Genomic DNA, 21518 nt, shown 5'->3' with positions numbered 1-21518 from the left:
GATGGGCGAGTATCGGCCCGCCGCCGCACCGCGGAAATCGGGGGACTTCCGCCAGTACATGCGGATTAGTTGATGCCGTCGATCGTGACGCCGAAGTTGTTGCCAACCGCGGTCGAAACGGAATTGACGACGGCATTGTCCAGCGTTCCGAGATCCGCGAAGCCGCCAAAGCTGACTGCGTCGACGAGCGAAGTTGACGAAACGATAGCGAGCGCTGTCTGCTCGTTGTTGCCGATGCCGAAGGCATCCTGGTCCGACGTGGTTTCCAGGTTGACCGTCAGGTTGTTGGCCACGCCGGTTGCGCTGCTGTCGACCGAGGCGTTCAGAATGCCGATGGCCGAAGAGGATGAGGTGACCGTACCAGGCAGGCTGAGGTCAGCGATGTCGCCTACAAGCGGCGCGGCAAGGGCCACGTCAACGCCGCCGAACGTCTGGATCGAATCGTAGCTGACCTGAACGTCGGATTCGATGCTGGCGCTGTTGCCCAGGGCAGAGGCCGAGGTTTCGACGGCGGCGAGATCCGTGATCGGCGCTGCGCCGGTGAGGCCCGAGATAAGCGCATTGTCGACAGCCGTAACGTTACTCGTCGAAGTCAGGGCTCCCAGCGTCTGCTGTTCGTTCTCAGCCTGGTTCAAGCCGGTCGGCGTAACGTCAGTGATCGAGCTTGCGGCTGTCGTCACTGTTGTGGCGACATCTGCGTTCCAGACCCAGTTGACTTCGTCAAAAGCGTTGGCGGTTCCGGTTGCTGCGATAAACAGCATCATTGCGGAAGAGGTGATCAGATTTTTATGCTTCATTTTCATGGTCTTTCTCCTTGGGGTTCGCCGCTGATTGGGTTGAAACTCCCGGCTCACAACCTTCCCGCTTCGAGACAGGTAAACCGAGTCCTTCGGTGAGGATCTGATACGTTGCCAGTTCCACGACCGATCGAACGCCGAGCTGTAGCGGCTCGTTTTTGACAGCGCCGGCGTCGAATTCGATGAGATGATCGCCAAAGAAACGGTAGACGCCGGATTCAATCTCATAACCGACGATCTGTTTCTGCAGGCTTGTGACATAAAGGGTTCTGAAAGAACGGACATCGACCAGTCGAAGGTCCAGGCCGACATTGACGACGGCTTTGCGGACGCCTCCACCTACACCTCCGACAAACAGTCGCGCTCCGCCACTTACGATGTTGTAGTTGAGCTCCGTCAGTGCTCCGAGCACCACGAAGTTCGCAGGCACCACGGACAGTCCGCGCGTGGGCTGGGTAATCGCATTCGTTTCGACGAATTTCTGCTCAGCCAGAGGTACGCGCACGTCCAGGCGTTCTGTGAGGGTCACCTGCCGCGTCTTGAAGAACGCGCTGATAACCATTTCCGATACGCCCTGTGTGAGCTCCGTACTGTCGGTATATTGGGAATATGCTTTCTGCCCGGTCTTGTCGCTGATCTGTCCAATCGCGATATTAGGTTTTTTGCTGGTTAGGGTGCCCGCCAGATGTTCCAGACATGCCGTATATGGCGTGTTGTTGGTCTGCACCGGCGCTCCCATGAGGGGCGTGACGGCTTCATGCGCTTTGTAGGCGGTCTGGCAGCCGGCGCTCGCAAGCAGGCCTGCGCCGAGCGCCATCGTGGCAATCCGGCGCGCCATGTCGCCTTTCTTGCGATCGCGTTCGATTTCCTGTTTCATCTCGCCCTCCATCTTGTGTGAAGCGCCTCCCCCTTGAGCAGGAAAGGCATGTCTTGAAGACAGAGCGAATAAACATCGGATCAGTGACGGATTGGGATCGGAAAAAGGTTATATATGAGCAACTATGAATATTAGACTCATCTGAAGAGGTACCGGTCTATATACCGAAGTATATGGATGGCGCTTTCCGTCAGGCTTGGGTGCTCAATGTGTATTCAGACAGATCAAAAAAATTCCTCGACTGGCTCTACGAAGACAACGAAGTGGTCGAGGCAGGGCGCGGGGGCTCAATCGTATCAACGAGGCGCGAAATCTGGCGCGAGGGAATTGGCGCTGGTGTAGCGGGTCTGAAATCCGTGACGTTCGTGCTGCGACCCTTTGAAGTGTTTTGCGTCCGCAATTGACATTAGAATCATACACTTGCTGACGTTCTGATAGGTTCGAAATGGAGAAGCGAACCCGCCGCGAGATGCAACGAACTCCGGATTTGAGGCGCTGTAAGAACGGATCAGACCGATTGGATGTCTGCGGCAATGACATCAAGCATTGCCTGACGTGCGTCGGCTATGCGTGAATCGATGCCGCTCATCAAACCGGCAAGTTCCCGGCTGCGGCTTTCCTGCGCTGCAGTCTGAATATCGCGTAGTGTATGGGCGAGATCAACGGCGCCGAGCGCCCCTGCGGATCCGGCGCAGAGATGCGCCAGAACCGCCAGGTCTTCATTGCGACCGGCAGCAAACAGCGTTTTCAAACTCACTTCGGATTCGTCGATCTCTTGCAGGAACTGCGTCAGGCGTTGGTTCAACTTTCCAGTTGGCAACACCTCGGACAGTTCTTCAATTACACTCATGTCGAGCGTCTTGCTGTGAGTGACCGTACTTCTCCGCTTTGCTGATAGCTCTTCTATGAAACTTCTCAGAACTTTCTGCAGATTGCGTTTCCGCAGGGGCTTTATGAGGCAGTCCTGCATGCCCGCCTGCGTCAAACTTTCGAGTTCATGGGGCAGCGCATGGGCCGTCAGTCCGATGATGGGCGTTGAAGCGGATTTTCCGCCGCCGTTCCTGATGATGCGGGTCGCCTCGATACCGTCCATCAGCGGCATGCTGATATCCATCAGGATGAGATCGAAATCTCCATTTTGCGACTTTTCCACGCCTTCTATTCCGTTGACGGCGACGTCCACGTCACACCCTTCCGCCTGCAGTAGCTCGACCGCTACAAAGCGATTTGTCTCGTTGTCCTCGACGAGCAGCACTTTCAGATTGTCGACGCCTTTATTCTCGGCTGTTTCCGCGTCGCTTTCGGCGTCCATTTGCGACGTCGTGGCGATCGGTATGGTGACGGTAAAGGTGCTGCCGGCGCCTGGCGCGCTTTCGATGTCGATGTGACCGCCCAGCCCTTCTGATATTCGCCGGCAGATCGCCAGTCCCAGCCCGTAGCCTTGCGTCTTTCGCCGATAGGAACTGTCCAGGGTGACGAAATCGTCGAAAATGCGCTCGATATCTTCCGGCTTTATGCCAATACCCGTATCGCTTACCTTTAATTCGATAATTCGGTTGTGGTAGGTGCTCGAGATCGATCGCGCGGTGACCGTGATCGTGCCGCCCTGCGTAAACTTGACCGCGTTGCCCACGAGGTTGAGCAGGATCTGTCTCAGCCGGTGCCTGTCGGAGTAGATGTTGGATAGGCCGTCTCCGATATCCAGAATGATGTCATCATTCTGTTCCGCAGCCGTGTGTTCGTTCAGGTTGCGCACTTCCTCCAGCAAATCGTTCAGCGAAAAATAGTTGTAGCGGAACTCCATGGCGCCCGCCTCGATGCTTGTGATGTCAAGCACGTCGTCGAGATGTTGTTGCAGGATTTCACCCGAGGCGATGGCGGTGCGCACATAATCTTCCTGCCGGCTGTCCAGAGCTGATGATTGCAACAGGTCGAGCGTGGCGAGGACGCCGTTGAGCGGCGTTCGCATCTCGTGGCTCATCATGGCGAGAAATTGCGACTTCGCCTTGTCCGCGGCCAGAGCTTCGTCGCGCGCGGACATCAGTTCTTCCTGGTCGCGTTTTCTCCGCGAAATATCCCTGACATAGGCAATGAAGATCGGTCCTTCAGGCTCCATCGTCATGCCGATGGAGAGTTCTACGGGAAAAGATGCGCCGTTGGATCGCATAGCGGTTACTTCGACGCGACCGGCGTCGATAATCTTCTTCTCTCCGGTCTCGAGAAAACGTTGCATCCCCGCATGGTGGGCGTCACGCAAATTGGGAGGAATAATGAGCTCGGCCATGCTCGATCCCAATGCGCGATTTCGGGTATAGCCGAATATTGCTTCGGCGGCGGGGCTGAAATCGATAATCGTTCCATTGGCGTCGGCCAGTATGATGGCGTCCAGCGACGCATTGACGGTGCTGATGAACCGGGAACTGCTGCGATTTGCTTCTCGCGCCCGGCGTTCGGCCACCCGAAACTGGCGGACAAGAACGGAGACGGCGACGAGCAATGCAAAAACGAGAAACGCGCCGACGATGGCTGTTTGCTGAAGCAATAGCGAGAAGTTTGCGCGTTGCAGATCAGATGATTCCGCGAATATCTTGACGGCTCTCAGCGAAAGAGACCTGATATCGGTTCTGAGCAGGAGAAAATTGTCCTCGAGGCTGGCGAGAGACGCAAAGAGATCGGCGTCGTCTCCGTCGATAACAGGAAGGGCCTCGATGAGGTTTGAGCGAACCTTGATCAGCAATCGTTTGGCGGCTGTGTCATTTTCTATCTGTCGAAACGATCTGCCGGTGTGTAGCGTGTCGATCCGGCTGTAGAAGATGTCAAATCTTTTGCGGAGTTCCGACAGGGAGGATTCGTTGGAGCCGGCTGCGTCCTGCGCGGTGTTGATGCTGTTGAGGAGCGACAGATATTCGATTTCGAGCTGTGCGAGGTTCCACTGGATGTTGTCCAGTGGCGCAGATTGCAGGCTTGCAATCTCCCGCGCCATGCGCGAGCCAAGCACCGAGAGCATGGCGACGCAGATGGCAAGGATCAGAAGCAGCAACAAAAGTCTTAGCCGCCGCTTCAGGAGCGGCGGCTTTACAATGCCTTTCGCTGCTTCCTTTGACAAAGCGGATTGCCTTATTTTCGAACTTCAATCCGATCCAGTTGCCAGATGCTCTTGGAATAAACAAGTTCGGCGCGGAATTTCGCGTTCTGATCATAGGGAAAGACAATCCACAAAGGGCCCTTGTCGCGGACCGACATTTCATTGCCATTCATCTGGTAAGCAATGATCGGCCCATCCGGAATGGCGTCTGCAGTTGGAATATCCACGGCGTAGTCGTTCAGCGCGATCGCGTGAAGTTCGCTTCCCTTGGCGTCGACTGATTCAAGCAGGTCGCTCAGGCGCACGCCGCGAAATTCGTTTTTGCCTTCAGTCCAGATGGTTGAGGTTTTAAACGAGGCTTCCGGCATCGCCTTCAGCATCTCAAGATCGAACACAGCGGTGTCATCCCGGTTCGTCACGCCAATTTCACCGGACACGGTCAGGATGACGTCGCCCTTGGGAGAAGGTAGTTCCGCAGCCTGCCCTGCCGTTGCGAACATTGAGATCCACAGACACGCGGCGATGGTCGAGGCAATCTTGGTGACGTTCATGGCGTACCCTTTTCTCCAAGGTTTTGCGCCAAGTATACCTCAAGCCGACCGTCGCCGCTCGCTCCAAAAGACTATCGACCTATACGAAAGGATAGTCATGTTCGAACGTCGTTCGCTTGTGTCGTGCTGTTTTCGTTTGGCGCGGCCACTCACACCATTGCCGGTCAGCGCTTTGACCTTTAGCAACGCCCTGAAAATCGTCGGCTCGATGCTGGCTGCAAAAAGTCTGAAAAAGGGGATTGTCAGGCCCGAGTTTTACGGGCCTTACATCACTTCGCGGACAATGTCGCAGTGTTCGCCAGGGAGAATTCTTCGTTCTCGCTATTCCGCTGGAAGCGTTCCGCCTTGTAGCCATCGCCGTCAGCAGTCAGTACATAGAGGACCCGCTTGTTTCCGAACTCGAGACCTGTGTCGGTTTCTTTTAGCGTAAATCCGGTGAAGCATCTTTCACCGTACCTCTTTGAAGTTAAGCAGTCCGTCACCGATTTATCTTCTGCGAGTGTTATAACGGAAGTGCCGATGATGTTATTCGTCTCGACACTGAGCCATTCTCCACTGAGGACGCGCTCGTCAGCTGCATGAGCAGCAGCAAAAGTTGAGAGTGACAGTATAATTGCAAGTGGAAGTGCTTTGAGAAGATTGCTCATGTGAACTCCATATCTGACTTTGAGCCTTCTTATCGACTTCCAGAGTCTGAATCCACTGTGAGATCGGCGATCTTGATAAATTTAATTTTGTCCTCGCAAGTCGCGATCCTTGCAAGGCGCCTGCATCATATTTTGGATCGCGGCCGATCGTTCAAACAGCGGTGAATACGGAACAAGCTCTCTTGTCAGCGCGTCCGCAATCTGTAGCGCCTGTACCAGTAACCGGCTGAACGCCTGGCGTATATATGGGCCGAGATGATCAGGACGGGAATGACGCCATACGTCGCAATCGAGAAGATGATGTACCAGCCAGCCGGACTGCCGGTTCCCCAGCTATTGTCGTGAGCATTTGCAAAGATCGGCAGGCTGATCACAACGATCAGCCAGCAAACGACGCCGAAAGTCAAAGCGGCCTCAAGGTCACATGGGAAAGCCGTTGGTTGGAAAAAGCCGACAATGGCGATGAGGGCGACGAGCGCCTCTATGTCTTTACTGTCCGGCAGGGTGGCGCCAATCAGGGCGAGCAACTCATGCTCCTGAGCGTGCGCGACGACGGCGTGGCCGTGGTCGGGCCGCATTTCAGGGAATTTGAGAGACTTACAATCGAAATGGTGAATTCGGAAAGCGCGCCTTACTTCGCATTTGTCAGCGCAGACGGCGCGATCCTTGGCGCGGAAGGTACAAAACATGAACAAACCGAATGCAATTGCAGCGGTTCTGTGCTAAAGGAGGCGCGGTGTAATTGAAGCGCCATTTGCCTTCAGACATGCGAAAGCGCGGATTCCCGAAACAAAGCCAAACAGCGTAATGTGAGGTTTCCCGAAACGAACCCAGAGCCTCGGAAAGCGAATTCCCGAAACAAAGCCAGATCGTTGAAGCCCGATTCCCGAAACAAAGCAAAATTTACAAAAACGTATATAAAACAATATCATATATAGAATTTTATTTTCGTGGGGTTTGGACGTCCTCCGCCTATTCGAGTTTCGTTCGACAATTGGCGCATGTGGATCAGCGTGTCGGCTTGCATCGATCTTCCATATGTGAATATATTATTCACATAAGAATTTTGGAGGAATTATGAGACTGCCCCTCGCGCACATTCCGTGCGATATGCGCACGCTTACGCCAGACAATCTCGCTCATGCGGCCGGGCTTCCGTCCGGATCGGTTTCGGCATGACCGGCGCTTCGGATCTGCCGCTTGCCGGGCTGGTCGTGCTCGACATGAGCCAGTTTCTATCCGGGCCCTACGCGACCTTGCGCCTGCAGGATCTCGGCGCGCGCGTGATCAAGATTGAGCGTCCAGGCGCCGGCGATCTCTCCCGCAGTCTCTATCTCAGCGACACCGAGATTGGCGGGGATTCGACTATCTTCCACGCCATTAACCGCGGCAAGGAAAGCCTGGCGATCGATCTTAAAAGCGGGGAAGATGTCGAAAAGCTGCGGCGGCTGATCGCAAGGGCCGACGTGCTGGTTCAGAACTTCCGTCCCGGCGTCATAGAACGTCTCGGGCTGGACTACGACGCCGTCAAACAGATCAATCCGAAGATCGTTTACGGATCGATCAGCGGATATGGCGAGGAAGGTCCGTGGGTGAAGCGGCCCGGTCAGGATCTGCTCGCACAGGCGCGGTCGGGCGTCATGTGGCTGAGCGGTGACGATGGCGACGGCCCGGTGCCCATGGGACTTGCCGTTGGCGACATGTTCGCCGGCGCGGCGCTGGCGCAGGGTCTTCTTGCCGGCCTCGTCAAGCGCAGCATGAGAGGCGAGGGCAGCCATGTCCAGACAAGCCTGCTGGAGGCTCTCGTCGACTTTCAGTTCGAGGTGCTGACCACCTATCTCAATGACGGCAGGCGGATGCCGAAACGCTCCGGCTTCCGCAGCGCCCACGCCTATCTCTCGGCGCCCTACGGAGTCTACGAGGCCAGGGACGGCTATCTCGCGATCGCCATGACGCCGATATCCAGGCTTCGCGACCTGATGGACGTCGCCGCGCTGTCGCCCTATGCCGAGGATCCGCGCAGCTGGTTTACAAGCCGCGACGAAATCAAAAGGATCATTGCGGCGGCGATCGCTGAAAAGTCGATCGCGGAATGGCAGGCGGTGTTCGAGCCGGCGGACATCTGGTGTTCTCCGGTGCTCGACTGGGATCAGTTGATGGACAGCGAAGGGTTCTCCGTTCTCGATATGCTGCAGCGGGTCGAGCGGGAGGACGATGTCTCGATCCTGACGACAAGTTCGCCGATTCGGGTCAACGGCGTGCGTCCGAAATTGGCGCGCGCGGCCCCGGCTGTCGGCGAGCATACGGCGGCCATCTGCGAGGAATTCGGCCTGTGACGGTTCGGCTCAAGGGCATGACCTGGAGCCACCCGCGCGGATATGACCCGATGGTGGCCTGTTCTTCGCTCTGGAAGGAGCGGGCCGGAGTCGAGATCGACTGGGACAAGCGCTCGCTGCAGGATTTCGAATCCTTTCCGGTCGAGGAACTGGCCCGAACCTATGATCTGATCGTCATCGATCACCCCCATGTCGGCGAGATCACGGCGCAGTCCTGTCTGACGCCGCTCGACATTGCAGGCAGGGAGCGGGAGAGGGACGCTCTCGAGAACGGATCGGTGGGGGGCTCCTATCCCAGCTATACGTGGCAGGGGCGTCAATGGGCCTTTCCGATAGACGCCGCAGCACAGGTCATGGCCTGGCGACCGGACCTGATCGCCGAAGCGCCGCGAACATTCGACGAGGTGATCACGCTCTCCGAGCAGGGCCGGGTTCTGATCCCGATGCGGCCGCCGCATTGCCTGATGACTTTCTATACGCTCGCCGCCAATCTCGGAACGTCTTGCGCGACACAGGGACCGGGCGCGCTGATTAACAGGCACGCCGGCGAGGCCGTCTATGACCTGATCGTCAAACTGATGCGGCATGTTCCTGTCGCCTGCTACGAGATGGATCCGATTGCGGTCTCGGAAAAAATGAGCGCCGGCGACGAGACCGCCTGCGCGCCGCTGATCTATGGCTATGTCAACTACGGGATCGACGGCTTTCGCGAAAAGCGTCTGGCGTTCGCCGACATACCGGCGGCTGGCGAGAATGGACCGGTGGGCTCGGCGCTCGGCGGGACCGGCATCGCCGTTTCCGCCTTCTCCGATCACGTCAGTGAGGCCGTGGACTTCGCCTACTGGATCGCCAGTGATGAAATACAGCGCGGGCCGTTTGCAGGCGCCGGCGGTCAGCCCGGACACGCCGCCGGCTGGGAGGACGATGCGGTCAACGCAGCGACAAATGATTTCTACAGGAATACGAGGCAAACGCTGGAGAGCGCCTGGGTCCGCCCGCGCCACAGCGGCTACATGCCGTTTCAGCAGCAGGCCTCCGACCGTCTGAATGCGGGCCTGATGTCCGGCGAGCCAGCGCGGCCCGTGGTCTGCGATATCAACATTCTCTTTGAAAGGAGTTTTGGCTGAGCGGTCGCCGTCGGACTACAGGTCCCAGACCCGCCTTGCGTTGGCGTTGAGGAGCTTGGCCTTTTCGTCCTCGCTTGCGCCTTCGAGCAACGCATGCGTTGCTGCAACCCAGGCCAGCAGACCACCGCCCAGCGTGCAGACCGGCCAGTCGCTGCCCCAAACCACGCGGTCCCAGCCGAAGCTTGCAATCGTCTGCTCGACCCAGGGACGCAGCGTTTCCGCGATCCAGGTTTCCGGATCGGCATAGGCGACGACGCCGGAGATCTTTGCCGTGACATTCGGCCGTTTTGCAATTTCGGTGATCCGGTCCCGCCAGGGCTGGCGGGCGTCTCCCGCGATATCAGGCACGCCGCAATGATCGAGGATGAAGTTGACGTCAGGCGCCAGGTCAACCAGGGCAATCGCCTTGTCCAGTTGGCGGGGCAGTACACACAGATCGAAGGTCAACCGGCTGTCGCCGAGACGTTTGATATTCTGGCGAAACAAAGGCTGTTCGGACAGATCGTCCGGCATGACATGGAGAACGCGACGGAAGCCCTTGACGAACGGATCGGAGAGGCAAGATTCCAGGTGTTCGGAGAAGTGTTCCTCCTCCGGACGGCAGGACACGATTGCACCGGTGATCAGGCTGTCTTCGCGCTGCGACAGAGTCTTGACGTAGGCCGTTTCGTCCTCGATGCGGGAAGTTGCGACGTCTACTTCCATGTGCAGCGTTTTGGAGATGCCGGCGCGGCGGGCTTCACGCTCGTAATTCTCGTAGAACCAGTCCCGGTTCAGCGGTTCAACGTCGCTCAGCCAGGGATAGTCCAGAGCTTCGCGGTCGATGACATGAAGATGCGTGTCGACGATCATTCGGTTTCCTCCCTCCCCCGCAGCGCAATCTTTCACAGGAGAATAAATTGTTCAAATAAGAAATTATTTTGCGTTCAAAGCTTCGGATCCGGCCAGAGCGGAGAGTTGTCTGGAGGTTTCGGCGATCAATTCCAGCGTTTCCGTCATGTCGGGCGCCTGGGTTACATTGACCAGCGCGATGTAGGGAACTGTCAGGGCGGCGATCGCTCTTCCATCCGGGCCGAGCACGGGCGCCGAAAGGTTGTAGACGCCGGCTGTCTGCGCGCTCGGCATCATTTCGTAACCCCTCTCGCGGATCTGGTCGAGACGGTCAAAGAACTCCTTTGCGATGGTCGGATGTTCCTTGCTGCTGGAATATTCGTTGATCATCAGCAATCGTTCTTCCTGGGACCTGAAGGCCAGAAGCGCGTGACCGGAACCGGTGTCGAAGAGACCAATATGCGAGCCGACACGGATCGAAATTCCCCAGTAACCGGGCGCTTCCTGCTGCGCAACCACGACGACGGAACCGCGATCGAACACGGCCAACTGGTTTGCCTGCCGCGTTTGTTCGGCAAGCTCGCGCATGAATGGCGTCGCATAGGAGACCAGCCGGCGCACGGGCGCGTGGGACTGGGCAAGTCCGAACAGCTTAAGGGTGAGCGAATAACGGTCGCCGTCGATCCGCGTCACGTATCCGCGTCTGACCAGACGGTCCAGCATCCGGTAGAACTCGTTCGGGCTCCTGCCGAGATGTTTGGCGATTTCAGCCTGCGTCAGTCCGCCGTCGATCTGCGCTAGAAGTTCGAGTATGTCGAGCCCCTTGTCGAGCGCTGGCGCGCGGTAGCGATCTTCCTCCTGACTCATCTCTTCCTCCGTGAAATTGAGTATTCATATACGCATATATGTGCGCGTTAACAACAAAGGAATCGCTTGACCGCCTGTAAAGAAGATGTTTGTATATGAATGAACCACTCATCAGTGAGGGTTTGGGGCGCATTGCCCGCCAATCATCAACGTCTCGGGAGGAGGCTCATGAACAAGCTATTGGCCGGCGTATCCGCCGGCGTCCTCGCACTGGTTGCCGGCGAGGCTGCTGTTGCGCAGGACATGCCGGGAAAATTCGACGGCGTCACCATCGACGCCAAGCTGATCGGCGGTCAGCAATACGAAAATCTCTACTCGCGAATTGCCGAGTGGGAAGAAGCGACCGGCGCGAAGGTTAACGTCATTTCGAAGAAGAATCACTTCGATCTCGACAAGGAAATCAAATCCGATATCGCTGTCGGCGCGTTGAACTGGTGCGTCGGATCGAACCATTCATCGTTCGCTCCACAGTATCCAGGCATCTACACCGATCTCTCGCAGCTTCTGCCGCAGGAAGAAATCGACGCCTTCGTCGACGCCAACATCGACGCCTCGACGCTTGACGGCAAGCTGGTGATGCTGCCGCGGGCGCAGTTCGACGTTTCGGCGATGTATTATCAGAAAGATCTATTCGCCGACGAAGACAACAAGGCGAAGTTCAAGGAAAAATACGGCTACGATCTTGCCCCGCCGGAAACCTGGGAGCAGGTAACCGACCAGGCCGAGTTCTTCGCCAATCCGCCGGATTTCTACGGCACACAGTACGCAGGCAAGGAAGAGGCGATCAATGGCCGCTTCTATGAGATGCTGCTTGCCGAGGGCGGTGAATATCTCGACGCGGACGGTCGCCCGGCAATCAATTCCGAAGCTGGCGTCCGTGCGCTGAACTGGTTCGTCGAGCTGTACATGAAAAAGGCTGTCCCGGCCGGCACGACCAATTATCTTTGGGACGATCTCGGACAGGGATTTGCCTCCGGCACCGTGGCGCTCAATCTGGACTGGCCGGGCTGGGCTGGTTTCTTCAACGACCCGGGCGCTTCCAAAGTCGCAGGCAATGTCGGCGTGGTAGCGCCGCCCAAGGGCTCCTCTGGCGCCCGCACCGGTTGGTCCGGCCATCATGGCTTCTCGGTAACCGAAAGCTGTCCCGACAAGGAGGCCGCCGCCTCGCTGATCTGGTTCCTGACCAACGAAGACAGTCAGAAGCTGGAAGCCGGGGCCGGCCCGCTGCCGACCCGGGACGCCGTCTGGGAATGGGTGATCGCGGAGGCAAAGGGCGACGATTATCGCACCGAGGTGCTTCAAGCCTTCCAGGAAGCGGCCAAGGGCGCATATCCTGTGCCCCAGACGCCTGAGTGGATTGCGATATCCAACGCCGTCTATCCCGAGCTTCAGGCGGCCATTCTCGGCGACAAGACGCCTCAGCAGGCGCTGGACGACGCGAACCAGTCGGCGACCGAAATACTGGAAGACGCCGGCGAACTCTAGGCCGTTTAGAAACTGAGGGCGCGGCGTGTCTGCGCCCTTTCTGTCTCCGGTTCACCCGTCTGGCGATAACCGGTATTGTTTTAAAAAAACCGACAAGAAACAGGTGAGGGAACGATGAGAGGCTGGAAGCCTGCACCGCATGTGCTTTTGCTTCTACCTGCATTTATTGTGCTGGCGGCCGTCGTCATAGTGCCGTTGCTTCTCTCGCTCTATTCCAGTTTCACGCCCTTCCGGCTGACGCGTCCGGATTCGATCTACACCTTCATCGGCTTTCGGAACTATGAGCGGCTGTTTTCGGACTGGGATTTCTGGGTCGCGTTCGGCCGTACTGTTTTACTCCTTACATTTGCGCTTAATCTTGAAATGGTGCTCGGCCTCGTCCTGGCGCTGCTGGTGGAAAAGGCGACCCGAGGCCAGCGCATTCTGCGCACCATCATGATGTTTCCCATGATGTTTTCGCCGATCCTGGTGGGTTTCCAGTTCAAGTTCATGTTCAACGACAATATCGGCGTGGTGAACAACGCGCTTCAGTCGCTGGGCCTGACGGATCAGGCGATACCATGGCTGATCGATGGGCGGCTGGCCTTTATCTCTATCCTGACGGCAGAAATCTGGTCCTCGACCGCGGTGTTCGCGATTTTCATTCTGGCGGGTCTGATGGCCATGCCGCGCGAGCCGCTCGAGGCGGCGAAGGTCGACGGCTGCACGCCATGGCAAAGCTTCCGCTACGTCACTTGGCCTTTCGTCATGCCGTTCGCCTATATCGCCATGACGATCCGGTCGCTGGACATTGCGCGGGCCTATGACATCGTCAAGATCATGACCGACGGCGGCCCGGCTGGACGCACCGAGATCCTTTGGACTCTGATTGCCCGCACCGCCTATTCGGATGCGCGGATGGGTCTCGCCAACGCCATGAGCTATATCGCCATCCTGCTGTCGATCCTGTTTACGGTGATCTTCTTCAGGCAACTCGCCAAGGCGCGCCAGCAGATCGGAGCGGAGTGGTAGAATGGACGAAAACACCGCACACCGCGTCAAACGAGCCGTTCTCAAAGCTTCTCATTTGATCGGCCTGTTCTTCGCCATGGCCATCATCTGTATTCCGGGTCTGTGGATCGTACTGTCATCCCTGCGCCCGACGGTTGAGATCATGGCCAAGCCACCGGTCTGGATTCCGCGGAATGTCTCGCTCGACGCCTATGTCGCCATGTTCTCAGGCGTGGGGCAGGGTGGCATTCCGGTGCTCGACTATTTCCGCAATTCGCTGATCATTTCCGTGACGTCGACGGTTATTGCTCTTTGCATCGGTATGGCCGGCGGCTACGCCTTCGCGCGCTACCGTTTCCGCGGCAAGACGTCTATCTTCCTCGGTTTCATGCTGACGCGCACGGTGCCGGGCATTGCGCTCTCGCTGCCGCTGTTCTTCGTCTACGCCCGCCTCGGCATTATCGACACGCATTTCGGTCTGATCCTGGCCTATGTGGCGCTCAACGTGCCGTTCACGGTCTGGCTCATCGACGGGTTCTTCCGGCAGGTGCCGCGCGATCTCGCCGAAGCGGCGCAGATCGACGGCTGCACGCGCTGGCAGGCCTTCTGGCGGGTCGAGTTTCCACTGGCGCGTCCGGGCATCGCATCGGCGGGGATTTTCGCGTTCCTGATCTCGTGGAACGAATTCGCTCTGGCGTCACAACTGACCCGATCCACCAATTCGAAAACGCTACCGGTCGGTTTGCTGGACTACACTGCCGAGTTCACCATCGACTGGCGCGGCATGTGCGCGCTCGCGGTCGTGATGATCATTCCGGCGCTGACGCTTACTTTCATTGTTCAGAAACACCTCGTGTCCGGACTGACGTCCGGGGCGGTCAAGGGATAGTCATGGCTACTGTTTCGCTCAACAACCTGGTCAAGAAATACGGTAACCTAGAGGTCGTGCATTCGATCAACCTGGACGTCGCCGACCGAGAATTCATCGCCCTCGTCGGGCCGTCAGGCTGCGGAAAGTCGACGTCTCTGCGCATGATCGCGGGGCTGGAGGATATTACCGGGGGCAAGATCCGGATCGGCGACCGCGTCGTCAACGACCTGCCGCCGCGCCAACGCAACATTTCCATGGTGTTTCAGTCCTACGCGCTCTATCCGCACATGTCGGTCGCGGAGAACATGGGATTCTCGCTCAAGATCGCCGGGCGACCGCAGTCCGAGATCAATGCTGCGGTGATTGAAGCGGCGCGCACCCTCAGCCTTGAGGAGCTTCTGGAAAGACGCCCATCCCAGCTATCCGGTGGTCAGCGTCAGCGCGTCGCCATGGGGCGGGCCATCGTGCGCAAGCCGGACGTCTTCCTGTTCGACGAACCGCTGTCCAATCTCGACGCCAAGCTGCGCATGCAGATGCGCACCGAAATCAAGAAGCTGCATGCGCAGGTTCAGTCCACGGTGATCTACGTTACGCATGACCAGGTCGAGGCGATGACGCTCTCCGACCGCATCGTCATTATGCGCGACGGGCATATCGAGCAGGTGGGCACGCCGGAGGAAGTGTTCCAACGGCCGGCGACCCGTTTCGTCGCAGGGTTTATCGGCTCGCCGACCATGAATTTGCGCGACGCCGAGATTGCCGACGGAAAGATGGTCTTCGCCAATGGCGATGCATTGCCGATCCCGCCGCAGTTCCGCGACAAGGTGTCGGCCGGCGGAAAAGTGGTCTTCGGCATTCGTCCGGACGATGTCTTTCCGGCAGGACACGGCATCCACTCGGGCGATGCCACGGATGTGCACACGATCGACGTGCCGGTGTCGATTACGGAACCGCTGGGCAACGAGACCCTCGTTTTCGCGGAATTTGCGGGCGACGACTGGATCGCGCGCATGCTCAATCCGAAAACGCTCCATCCGGGAGACCAGGTGGACTTGAGTTTTGACTTGAGCCAGGCGCATCTGTTCTCTGCGGACACGCAGAAAACCTTGAGGAGTTAATCCAATGGCGAAGATCGAAAAAGTCGAATTGCGGATAGTCAACCTTGTTCCCAAGGTCCAACGCACGGACGCCATCCAGAGTTTCGACAGTCAGGAAACTCCGATTGTCACGATCACGGATAGCGACGGGGCAACGGGAACGGGCTACAGTTACACGATCGGAACCGGCGGCTCCTCCGTCATGCGGCTTCTCGGCGACCACTTGGCGCCGCGGCTGATCGGTCGTGACGCCGACAGGATCGAAGCTATCTGGCACGATCTGGAGTTCGCCACGCACGCAACGACCATCGGCGCAATCACATCGATCGCGCTCGCCGCTGTGGATACGGCGCTGTGGGATCTCCGGGCGCGCAAGCAGGGTTTGCCTTTGTGGAAGCTTGCTGGCGGAGCAAAGGATCGATGCCCGCTTTATACAACCGAGGGCGGTTGGCTGCATATCGAGAAGCAGGCGCTTGTCGACGATGCTCTGGATGCGCAGTCGAAGGGTTTCAAAGGCTCGAAGGTCAAGATCGGCAGGCCGCATGGCTCGGAAGACCATGAGCGTCTCGCGGCGGTTCGAGCCGCCGTGGGCGATGGTTATGAGATCATGACCGACTGCAATCAGGGTTTCACTGTCGACGAGGTTATCCGAAGGGCGGATCGGCTGCGCGAACTGGATCTCGCCTGGCTCGAAGAACCGATCGCCGCCGACGACATCGACGGTCATGTGCGGCTGTCGAACTCCACGTCGACGCCGATCGCCGTTGGCGAGTCGCTCTACTCCATTCGCCATTTCCGGGAGTACATGCAGCGTGGCGCCTGTTCGATCGTGCAGGTGGATGTCGGCCGCATTGGCGGCGTCACGCCTTGGCTAAAGGTGGCCCATGCGGCGGAGGCCTTCGATATCCCCGTGTGCCCGCATTTCCTCATGGAACTGCATGTGAGCCTCACCTGCGCCGTTCAAAACGGCAAATATGTCGAATACATCCCTCAACTCGATACGCTTACGTCCAGCAGCATGAAGATCGAGGATGGCCACGCCATTGCCCCGTCAGCGCCGGGCCTCGGCATCGACTGGGACTGGGACGCGGTCGTCGGCCAGAGCATTTCGGAATTCACGACCACGATCACCGAGGGAGGGTATTCCTGATGCAGAGAATGGGAATGGTCATCGGCCTCAATCCGGGAAAGGTCGACGACTACAAGCGCCTCCATGCGGCCGTTTGGCCGGATGTGCTCGCCATGATCTCGAAGTGCAATATCCGTAACTATTCCATCTTCCTGAAAGAGCCGGAAAATCTGCTCTTCGGCTACTGGGAGTATCACGGCGAGGATTTCGAGGCCGACGCTGCGAAGATGGCGGGCGATCCCAGGACGCTGGAATGGTGGGATGTCTGCATGCCCTGCCAGAAGCCGTTCGAAACCCGCAAGGAGGGCGAGTGGTGGGCGATGATGGACGAGGTCTTCCACCATGAGTGATCGCTTCGATCCGGCCGCGCTCAGTCAGTCCTGGTCGATGCCTTCCGAGCCGCGGCCCATCGTGACTTTTGGAGCTGGGTCGATTGTCGGCGACGCGCATTTCCCTGCCTACCGAAAGGCAGGCTTTCCCGTGGCCGGTCTCTACGATCCGGATCAGGAGAAAGCGAAAAAGCTTGCAGGCGAATGGGGCGTGACAGCCTTCTCGTCGATTGAAGACGCGGTTGGCGTGACTGGCGCCATTTTCGATCTCGCGACGCCGCCGAAAGCCCATGCCGCCGTTCTGAGGCAACTGCCGGACGGCGCGGCGGTGCTGATCCAGAAACCGATGGGAAGCGACCTGGAAGATGCAACCGAAATCCTGAAGATCTGTCGCGAAAAGAAACTCAAGGCGGCGGTCAATTTCCAGCTTCGCTTCGCGCCGATGATGCTGGCGCTGAAGGACGCCATCGCCAAAGGCTGGCTCGGCGAGGTGGTGGATTTCGACGCGTGGCTGGCGCTCGCGACGCCCTGGCAGCTCTGGCCGTTTTTGAAAGGCCTGCCCCGGATCGAAATCGCCATGCATTCGATCCATTACCTCGATCTGATCCGCCAGGTCCTCGGCGATCCGGAAGGCGTTCACGCGAAGACGATCGGCCATCCGAACCACGACGTCGCGCAGACACGCACCAGCGCGATCCTCGACTATGGCGACAGTGTTCGCTGTTCGCTCTCGATCAATCACGATCATGATTTCGGCCGCAAGCATCAGGCTTGCGAATTTCGAGTCTGCGGCACGGAAGGGGCGGCTTATCTGCAGCTTGGCGTCAATCTGGACTATCCGCGCGGCGAACCGGACATTCTGGAGATCCGTCCGAAAGGCGGCAAGGAATGGATCCCGGTTCCGCTTCAGGGATCGTGGTTCCCGGACGCTTTTGTCGGCCGCATGGCGAACCTGCAGCGTTTCGCCGCCGGCGAGGACGACGCACTCGTGAGCTCCGTCGAAGACGCCTGGAACACCATGGCGCTGGTCGAGGCCGCCTACAAATCGTCGGCGTCGCCCGCCACGCCGCTTGAGAAGAGACCGTAAAGATGGAACAAGCGATCTATTTCGAGGAATATGAAATCGGCCACGAGCGCATGACCTATGGCCGCACGATCACCGAGACGGACTTTGTCGTGCACGCCGGTCATACCGGTGATTTCTTTCCACATCACATGGACGTCGAATTCATGAAGACGCAGCCTTTCGGGCAGCGTATCGCCCACGGGACGATGGTGTTTGCGATCGGCGTCGGTCTGACGGCGAGCGTCATTAATCCGGTCGCCTTCTCCTACGGATACGACCGCTTGCGCTTCGTGAGGCCGGTCTTTATTGGCGATACGATCCGCAGCAAGGTTACCATCGTTTCGAAGGAGGATGACCCGAAGCGGGCCGAGATGGGCCGGGTGGTGGAACGCACCGAGGTGCTCAACCAGCGCGACGAGGTGGTTCTCGTCGCCGATCACATTCATATCGTGGAACGCAAGAACAAGCCCGCGTAAGGCTTGATGGAGAGAAGATGACGAATTGGGTCAACGGCAAGACGGCGCTGGTCACGGCGGCGGGTCAGGGAATCGGTCGCGCGACCGCGCTGGCGTTCGCCGCCGCCGGCGCGCGGGTGTTTGCAACGGATATCAACGAAACCACGCTGGCGGAGCTTGCCGGCGAAAGCGGCGTCGAGACGCGCAAGCTGGATGTGCTGAGCGACGAGAACGTCAAAGCCATCGTCGGCGAAATCGGCCATGTCGACGTGCTCTTCAATGGAGCCGGCTTCGTCCATGGCGGATCCATTCTGGAGATGAAGGACGAGGAGTTCGATTTCGCGGTCGACCTCAATGTGCGCTCCATGATCCGCACGATCCGCGCCGTGCTTCCCTCGATGCTTGAACATGGCGGCGGGGCGATCATCAACATGTCGTCTGTCGCCAGTTCCATCAAAGGCGTGCCCAACCGCTTTGCCTACGGCACGACCAAGGCGGCTATCGTCGGACTGACGAAGGCGGTGGCCGCAGACTATGTGGCGCAGAACATCCGCTGTAACGCGATCTGCCCGGGCACTGTCGAAAGCCCGTCGCTGCAGGAACGGATGCGGGCGCAGGGCGACTATGACAAGGCCCGCGCCGCCTTTATCGCGCGCCAGCCGATGGGACGCCTCGGCGAAGCCGAGGAAATCGCGGATCTCGCCGTCTACCTCGCCAACGCCACCTACACGTCAGGCCAGGCATGCGCCATCGACGGCGGATGGACGATCTGAAGCTGAGGATGGCTGCACAGTGACTAAAATAACCGGACTCAAGACCTTCGATCTTCGCTTTCCGACGTCGCAGCACTTGGACGGATCGGACGCCATGAATCCCGATCCGGACTATTCCGCGGCCTATGTCATTCTGGAAACGGACCGCGGCGACCTTACCGGCCATGGTCTTACGTTCACGATCGGACGCGGCAACGATATCTGCTGCGCGGCCATCGAGGCGATGCGCCATCTGGTCGTCGGCCTCGATCTCGACTGGATACGGGAAAATCCCGGCCGGTTCTGGCGGCATGTGACCTCGGACAGCCAGTTGCGCTGGATCGGACCGGACAAGGGCGCCATCCACCTCGCGACCGGCGCGGTGGTCAACGCGGTGTGGGACCTGCTCGCCAAGCAGGCCGGCAAGCCGGTCTGGCGGCTGGTCGCGGAAATGAGCCCGGAAGAGATCGTCGACATCGTCGACTTCCGGTATCTGACCGACGCGATCACGCGGGACGAGGCGCTCGAAATTCTGCGCAAGGCGGAACCGGGCAAGAAGGAGCGCATCGCCGACCTCGAGGCGCACGGCTATCCCTGCTATACGACATCGGCCGGCTGGCTCGGCTATCCCGACGACAAGTTGCGCCGGCTTTGCCGTGAGGCTGTCGCCGCGGGCTACACCCATGTCAAACTGAAGGTCGGGCGCGATCTGGAAGACGACATCCGCCGCCTGACCATCGCCCGCGAAGAACTCGGGCCGGACCGGTTCCTGATGATCGACGCCAACCAGGTGTGGGATGTCGATCAGGCGGTCGACTGGGTCGGCAAGCTCGCCTTCGCCAAACCGTATTTCATCGAGGAGCCGACGAGCCCGGACGATATCGCCGGTCACCGGCGTATTCGCGAGGCGGTGGCGCCGGTCAAGGTCGCGACCGGCGAGATGTGCCAGAACCGCATCATCTTCAAGCAGTTGATCGCCGGCGGCGCCATCGACATCGTTCAGATCGACGCCTGCAGGATCGGCGGGCTGAACGAAGTGCTCGGCGTGCTGTTGATGGCGGCGAAATTCGGGCTTCCGGTGTGGCCGCACGCCGGCGGCGTCGGGCTGTGCGAATATGTCCAGCACCTGTCGATGATCGACTATGTCGCGGTCTCCGGCGCGAAGGAGGGCAGGGTGATCGAGTTCGTCGACCATCTGCACGAGCATTTCGTTGACCCGTGCGTTATTCGTAACGCGGCTTACATGCCGCCTGTCCTTCCTGGATTCTCGATCGAAATGAAGCCGGAGTCCATTGACAGCCATGTCTTTCACGGCGACACAACTGCCGCAGCCTGACAACAACAAGGATAGACTGATGAAACTGCTACGCGTCGGCGATGCCGGCAAGGAAAAGCCCGCCATTCTGGATTCCGAGGGCAAGGCCCGCGACCTCTCTACGATCGTCGACGACATTGCCGGCGAGGCGCTGCTGCCGGAGACACTGGAGAAAATCGCCGCGATCGACATCGACACGTTGCCGGTTCTGGCGGATGGTCGTATCGGACCGTGTGTCGGCCATGTCGGCAAATTCATCTGCATCGGCCTGAACTATTCCGACCATGCGGCCGAAACCGGCGCGACTGTTCCGCCGGAACCGATCATCTTCATGAAGGCGACAAGCGCGATCTGCGGTCCGAATGACGACGTGCTTATCCCGCGCAATTCCGTGAAGACGGACTGGGAAGTCGAACTCGGCGTGATCATCGGCAAGGGCGGCGTCTATATCGACGAGGCGGACGCATTCGACCATGTCGCCGGCTATTGCGTGATCAACGACGTCTCGGAACGGGAATTCCAGATCGAGCGCCACGGCACTTGGGACAAGGGCAAGGGCTGCGACACGTTCGGCCCGATCGGTCCGTGGATGGTGACGCGCGACGAGGTGGCCGATCCGCAGAAGATGAAGCTGTGGCTGGAAGTCGACGGGCATCGCTATCAGGACGGCACGACCGAAACGATGGTCTACGGCGTTCAGTTTCTCGTCAGCTATATCAGCCGTTTCATGAGCCTTCAGCCGGGCGATATCATTTCGACCGGAACGCCTCCCGGCGTCGGAATGGGACAGAATCCCCCGACCTTCCTGAAAGGCGGAGAGGTCATGTCTCTTGGCGTAGAGGGCCTGGGCGCACAGCAGCAGAAAGTCGTTACGGCCTAAGCCTATCAATTCCTGAAAGGATACGGCCCCA

Annotated in this window: 21 protein-coding genes; 13 read left to right on the top strand and 8 right to left on the bottom strand. The window is 58.7% G+C overall.

Annotated features, from left to right (window positions below; genetic code table 11):
• Positions 1-65: 65 nt before the first annotated feature.
• The 6 genes from AAFN47_RS07380 to AAFN47_RS07355 form a co-directional block, all read right to left on the bottom strand.
• Positions 66-803, bottom strand: a complete 738-nt coding sequence (locus AAFN47_RS07380) for a hypothetical protein (protein ID WP_499808562.1) — start codon at positions 801-803, stop codon at positions 66-68.
• Positions 787-1635: a CsgG/HfaB family protein gene (locus AAFN47_RS07375; RefSeq protein ID WP_499808561.1), complete on the bottom strand. Its 849-nt coding sequence runs from the start codon at positions 1633-1635 to the stop codon at positions 787-789. The genes AAFN47_RS07380 and AAFN47_RS07375 overlap by 17 nt, the downstream gene beginning before the upstream one ends.
• A gap of 547 nt (positions 1636-2182) precedes the next feature.
• Positions 2183-4780, bottom strand: a complete 2598-nt coding sequence (locus AAFN47_RS07370) for a PAS domain-containing hybrid sensor histidine kinase/response regulator (RefSeq protein ID WP_499808560.1) — start codon at positions 4778-4780, stop codon at positions 2183-2185.
• A gap of 11 nt (positions 4781-4791) precedes the next feature.
• Positions 4792-5310 (bottom strand): putative pterin-binding protein, encoded by a 519-nt coding sequence (locus AAFN47_RS07365; RefSeq protein ID WP_499808559.1) that lies wholly within the window; start codon positions 5308-5310, stop codon positions 4792-4794.
• A 269-nt stretch (positions 5311-5579) separates the two neighbouring features.
• On the bottom strand, positions 5580-5957 hold the full coding sequence (locus tag AAFN47_RS07360; RefSeq protein ID WP_499808558.1) for a hypothetical protein: 378 nt from the start codon (positions 5955-5957) through the stop codon (positions 5580-5582).
• A gap of 185 nt (positions 5958-6142) precedes the next feature.
• Positions 6143-6535: a hypothetical protein gene (locus tag AAFN47_RS07355; protein WP_499808557.1), complete on the bottom strand. Its 393-nt coding sequence runs from the start codon at positions 6533-6535 to the stop codon at positions 6143-6145.
• A 597-nt stretch (positions 6536-7132) separates the two neighbouring features.
• On the opposite strand from AAFN47_RS07355, the gene AAFN47_RS07350 reads away from it, so the two are divergent.
• A complete protein-coding gene (locus AAFN47_RS07350) occupies positions 7133-8293 on the top strand; it encodes a CaiB/BaiF CoA transferase family protein (protein WP_499808556.1) in 1161 nt (386 codons plus the stop codon).
• A gap of 17 nt (positions 8294-8310) precedes the next feature.
• On the top strand, positions 8311-9420 hold the full coding sequence (locus AAFN47_RS07345) for an extracellular solute-binding protein (protein ID WP_499808696.1): 1110 nt from the start codon (positions 8311-8313) through the stop codon (positions 9418-9420).
• Positions 9421-9435: 15 nt separating this feature from the next.
• Here AAFN47_RS07345 and AAFN47_RS07340 read toward each other — a convergent pair whose 3' ends face one another.
• Both AAFN47_RS07340 and AAFN47_RS07335 read right to left on the bottom strand, forming a co-directional pair.
• Positions 9436-10272: an amidohydrolase family protein gene (locus tag AAFN47_RS07340; RefSeq protein ID WP_499808555.1), complete on the bottom strand. Its 837-nt coding sequence runs from the start codon at positions 10270-10272 to the stop codon at positions 9436-9438.
• Between the two features lie 63 nt (positions 10273-10335).
• Complete coding sequence (locus AAFN47_RS07335; RefSeq protein ID WP_499808554.1) at positions 10336-11118, bottom strand: IclR family transcriptional regulator; 783 nt, start codon at positions 11116-11118, stop codon at positions 10336-10338.
• Between the two features lie 168 nt (positions 11119-11286).
• On the opposite strand from AAFN47_RS07335, the gene AAFN47_RS07330 reads away from it, so the two are divergent.
• The 11 genes from AAFN47_RS07330 (at position 11287) to AAFN47_RS07280 (ending at position 21487) form a co-directional block, all read left to right on the top strand.
• The gene (locus tag AAFN47_RS07330; RefSeq protein ID WP_499808553.1) at positions 11287-12603 is read left to right on the top strand and encodes an ABC transporter substrate-binding protein; all 1317 of its coding nucleotides are present in this window, start codon (positions 11287-11289) and stop codon (positions 12601-12603) included.
• A 114-nt stretch (positions 12604-12717) separates the two neighbouring features.
• On the top strand, positions 12718-13614 hold the full coding sequence (locus AAFN47_RS07325; protein ID WP_499808552.1) for a carbohydrate ABC transporter permease: 897 nt from the start codon (positions 12718-12720) through the stop codon (positions 13612-13614).
• A 1-nt stretch (position 13615) separates the two neighbouring features.
• On the top strand, positions 13616-14482 hold the full coding sequence (locus tag AAFN47_RS07320; protein ID WP_499808551.1) for a carbohydrate ABC transporter permease: 867 nt from the start codon (positions 13616-13618) through the stop codon (positions 14480-14482).
• A gap of 2 nt (positions 14483-14484) precedes the next feature.
• The gene (locus AAFN47_RS07315; RefSeq protein WP_499808550.1) at positions 14485-15582 is read left to right on the top strand and encodes an ABC transporter ATP-binding protein; all 1098 of its coding nucleotides are present in this window, start codon (positions 14485-14487) and stop codon (positions 15580-15582) included.
• A gap of 4 nt (positions 15583-15586) precedes the next feature.
• A complete protein-coding gene (locus AAFN47_RS07310; protein WP_499808549.1) occupies positions 15587-16711 on the top strand; it encodes a mandelate racemase/muconate lactonizing enzyme family protein in 1125 nt (374 codons plus the stop codon).
• Positions 16711-17040 carry an L-rhamnose mutarotase gene (locus AAFN47_RS07305; protein ID WP_499808548.1) on the top strand — a complete coding sequence of 110 codons (330 nt, stop codon included), beginning with the start codon at positions 16711-16713 and terminating at the stop codon, positions 17038-17040. Before AAFN47_RS07310 ends, AAFN47_RS07305 begins: the two co-directional genes overlap by 1 nt.
• A complete protein-coding gene (locus tag AAFN47_RS07300) occupies positions 17033-18106 on the top strand; it encodes a Gfo/Idh/MocA family protein (protein WP_499808547.1) in 1074 nt (357 codons plus the stop codon). The genes AAFN47_RS07305 and AAFN47_RS07300 overlap by 8 nt, the downstream gene beginning before the upstream one ends.
• Positions 18107-18108: 2 nt before the next feature.
• Positions 18109-18561 (top strand): MaoC/PaaZ C-terminal domain-containing protein, encoded by a 453-nt coding sequence (locus tag AAFN47_RS07295; protein WP_499808546.1) that lies wholly within the window; start codon positions 18109-18111, stop codon positions 18559-18561.
• Between the two features lie 17 nt (positions 18562-18578).
• Positions 18579-19313, top strand: coding sequence for an SDR family oxidoreductase (locus AAFN47_RS07290; protein ID WP_499808545.1), 735 nt, complete (start codon positions 18579-18581; stop codon positions 19311-19313).
• A 19-nt stretch (positions 19314-19332) separates the two neighbouring features.
• The gene (locus AAFN47_RS07285; RefSeq protein WP_499808544.1) at positions 19333-20628 is read left to right on the top strand and encodes an L-fuconate dehydratase; all 1296 of its coding nucleotides are present in this window, start codon (positions 19333-19335) and stop codon (positions 20626-20628) included.
• 19 nt (positions 20629-20647) lie between these two features.
• On the top strand, positions 20648-21487 hold the full coding sequence (locus AAFN47_RS07280; protein ID WP_499808543.1) for a fumarylacetoacetate hydrolase family protein: 840 nt from the start codon (positions 20648-20650) through the stop codon (positions 21485-21487).
• Positions 21488-21518: the final 31 nt, after the last annotated feature.

It is taken from the genome of Hoeflea sp. CAU 1731, assembly GCF_039888615.1.
Lineage (GTDB): Bacteria > Pseudomonadota > Alphaproteobacteria > Rhizobiales > Rhizobiaceae > Flavimaribacter.
The sequence above is the reverse complement of the archived record's forward strand: the minus strand, read 5'-3'. Positions and strand labels throughout refer to the sequence as shown.

Bases quoted from the DNA above. Each gene is read 5' to 3' on its own strand.
- AAFN47_RS07365 (WP_499808559.1), bottom strand. From the start codon at position 5,310: ATGAACGTCACCAAGATTGCCTCGACCATCGCCGCGTGTCTGTGGATC.
- AAFN47_RS07325 (WP_499808552.1), top strand. From the start codon at position 12,718: ATGAGAGGCTGGAAGCCTGCACCGCATGTGCTTTTGCTTCTACCTGCA.
- AAFN47_RS07315 (WP_499808550.1), top strand. From the start codon at position 14,485: ATGGCTACTGTTTCGCTCAACAACCTGGTCAAGAAATACGGTAACCTA.
- AAFN47_RS07300 (WP_499808547.1), top strand. From the start codon at position 17,033: ATGAGTGATCGCTTCGATCCGGCCGCGCTCAGTCAGTCCTGGTCGATG.
- AAFN47_RS07310 (WP_499808549.1), top strand. From the start codon at position 15,587: ATGGCGAAGATCGAAAAAGTCGAATTGCGGATAGTCAACCTTGTTCCC.
- AAFN47_RS07295 (WP_499808546.1), top strand. From the start codon at position 18,109: ATGGAACAAGCGATCTATTTCGAGGAATATGAAATCGGCCACGAGCGC.
- AAFN47_RS07290 (WP_499808545.1), top strand. From the start codon at position 18,579: ATGACGAATTGGGTCAACGGCAAGACGGCGCTGGTCACGGCGGCGGGT.
- AAFN47_RS07360 (WP_499808558.1), bottom strand. From the start codon at position 5,957: ATGAGCAATCTTCTCAAAGCACTTCCACTTGCAATTATACTGTCACTC.
- AAFN47_RS07345 (WP_499808696.1), top strand. From the start codon at position 8,311: ATGACCTGGAGCCACCCGCGCGGATATGACCCGATGGTGGCCTGTTCT.
- AAFN47_RS07355 (WP_499808557.1), bottom strand. From the start codon at position 6,535: ATGCGGCCCGACCACGGCCACGCCGTCGTCGCGCACGCTCAGGAGCAT.
- AAFN47_RS07340 (WP_499808555.1), bottom strand. From the start codon at position 10,272: ATGATCGTCGACACGCATCTTCATGTCATCGACCGCGAAGCTCTGGAC.
- AAFN47_RS07380 (WP_499808562.1), bottom strand. From the start codon at position 803: ATGAAAATGAAGCATAAAAATCTGATCACCTCTTCCGCAATGATGCTG.
- AAFN47_RS07335 (WP_499808554.1), bottom strand. From the start codon at position 11,118: ATGAGTCAGGAGGAAGATCGCTACCGCGCGCCAGCGCTCGACAAGGGG.
- AAFN47_RS07330 (WP_499808553.1), top strand. From the start codon at position 11,287: ATGAACAAGCTATTGGCCGGCGTATCCGCCGGCGTCCTCGCACTGGTT.
- AAFN47_RS07280 (WP_499808543.1), top strand. From the start codon at position 20,648: ATGAAACTGCTACGCGTCGGCGATGCCGGCAAGGAAAAGCCCGCCATT.
- AAFN47_RS07350 (WP_499808556.1), top strand. From the start codon at position 7,133: ATGACCGGCGCTTCGGATCTGCCGCTTGCCGGGCTGGTCGTGCTCGAC.
- AAFN47_RS07375 (WP_499808561.1), bottom strand. From the start codon at position 1,635: ATGGCGCGCCGGATTGCCACGATGGCGCTCGGCGCAGGCCTGCTTGCG.
- AAFN47_RS07320 (WP_499808551.1), top strand. From the start codon at position 13,616: ATGGACGAAAACACCGCACACCGCGTCAAACGAGCCGTTCTCAAAGCT.
- AAFN47_RS07305 (WP_499808548.1), top strand. From the start codon at position 16,711: ATGCAGAGAATGGGAATGGTCATCGGCCTCAATCCGGGAAAGGTCGAC.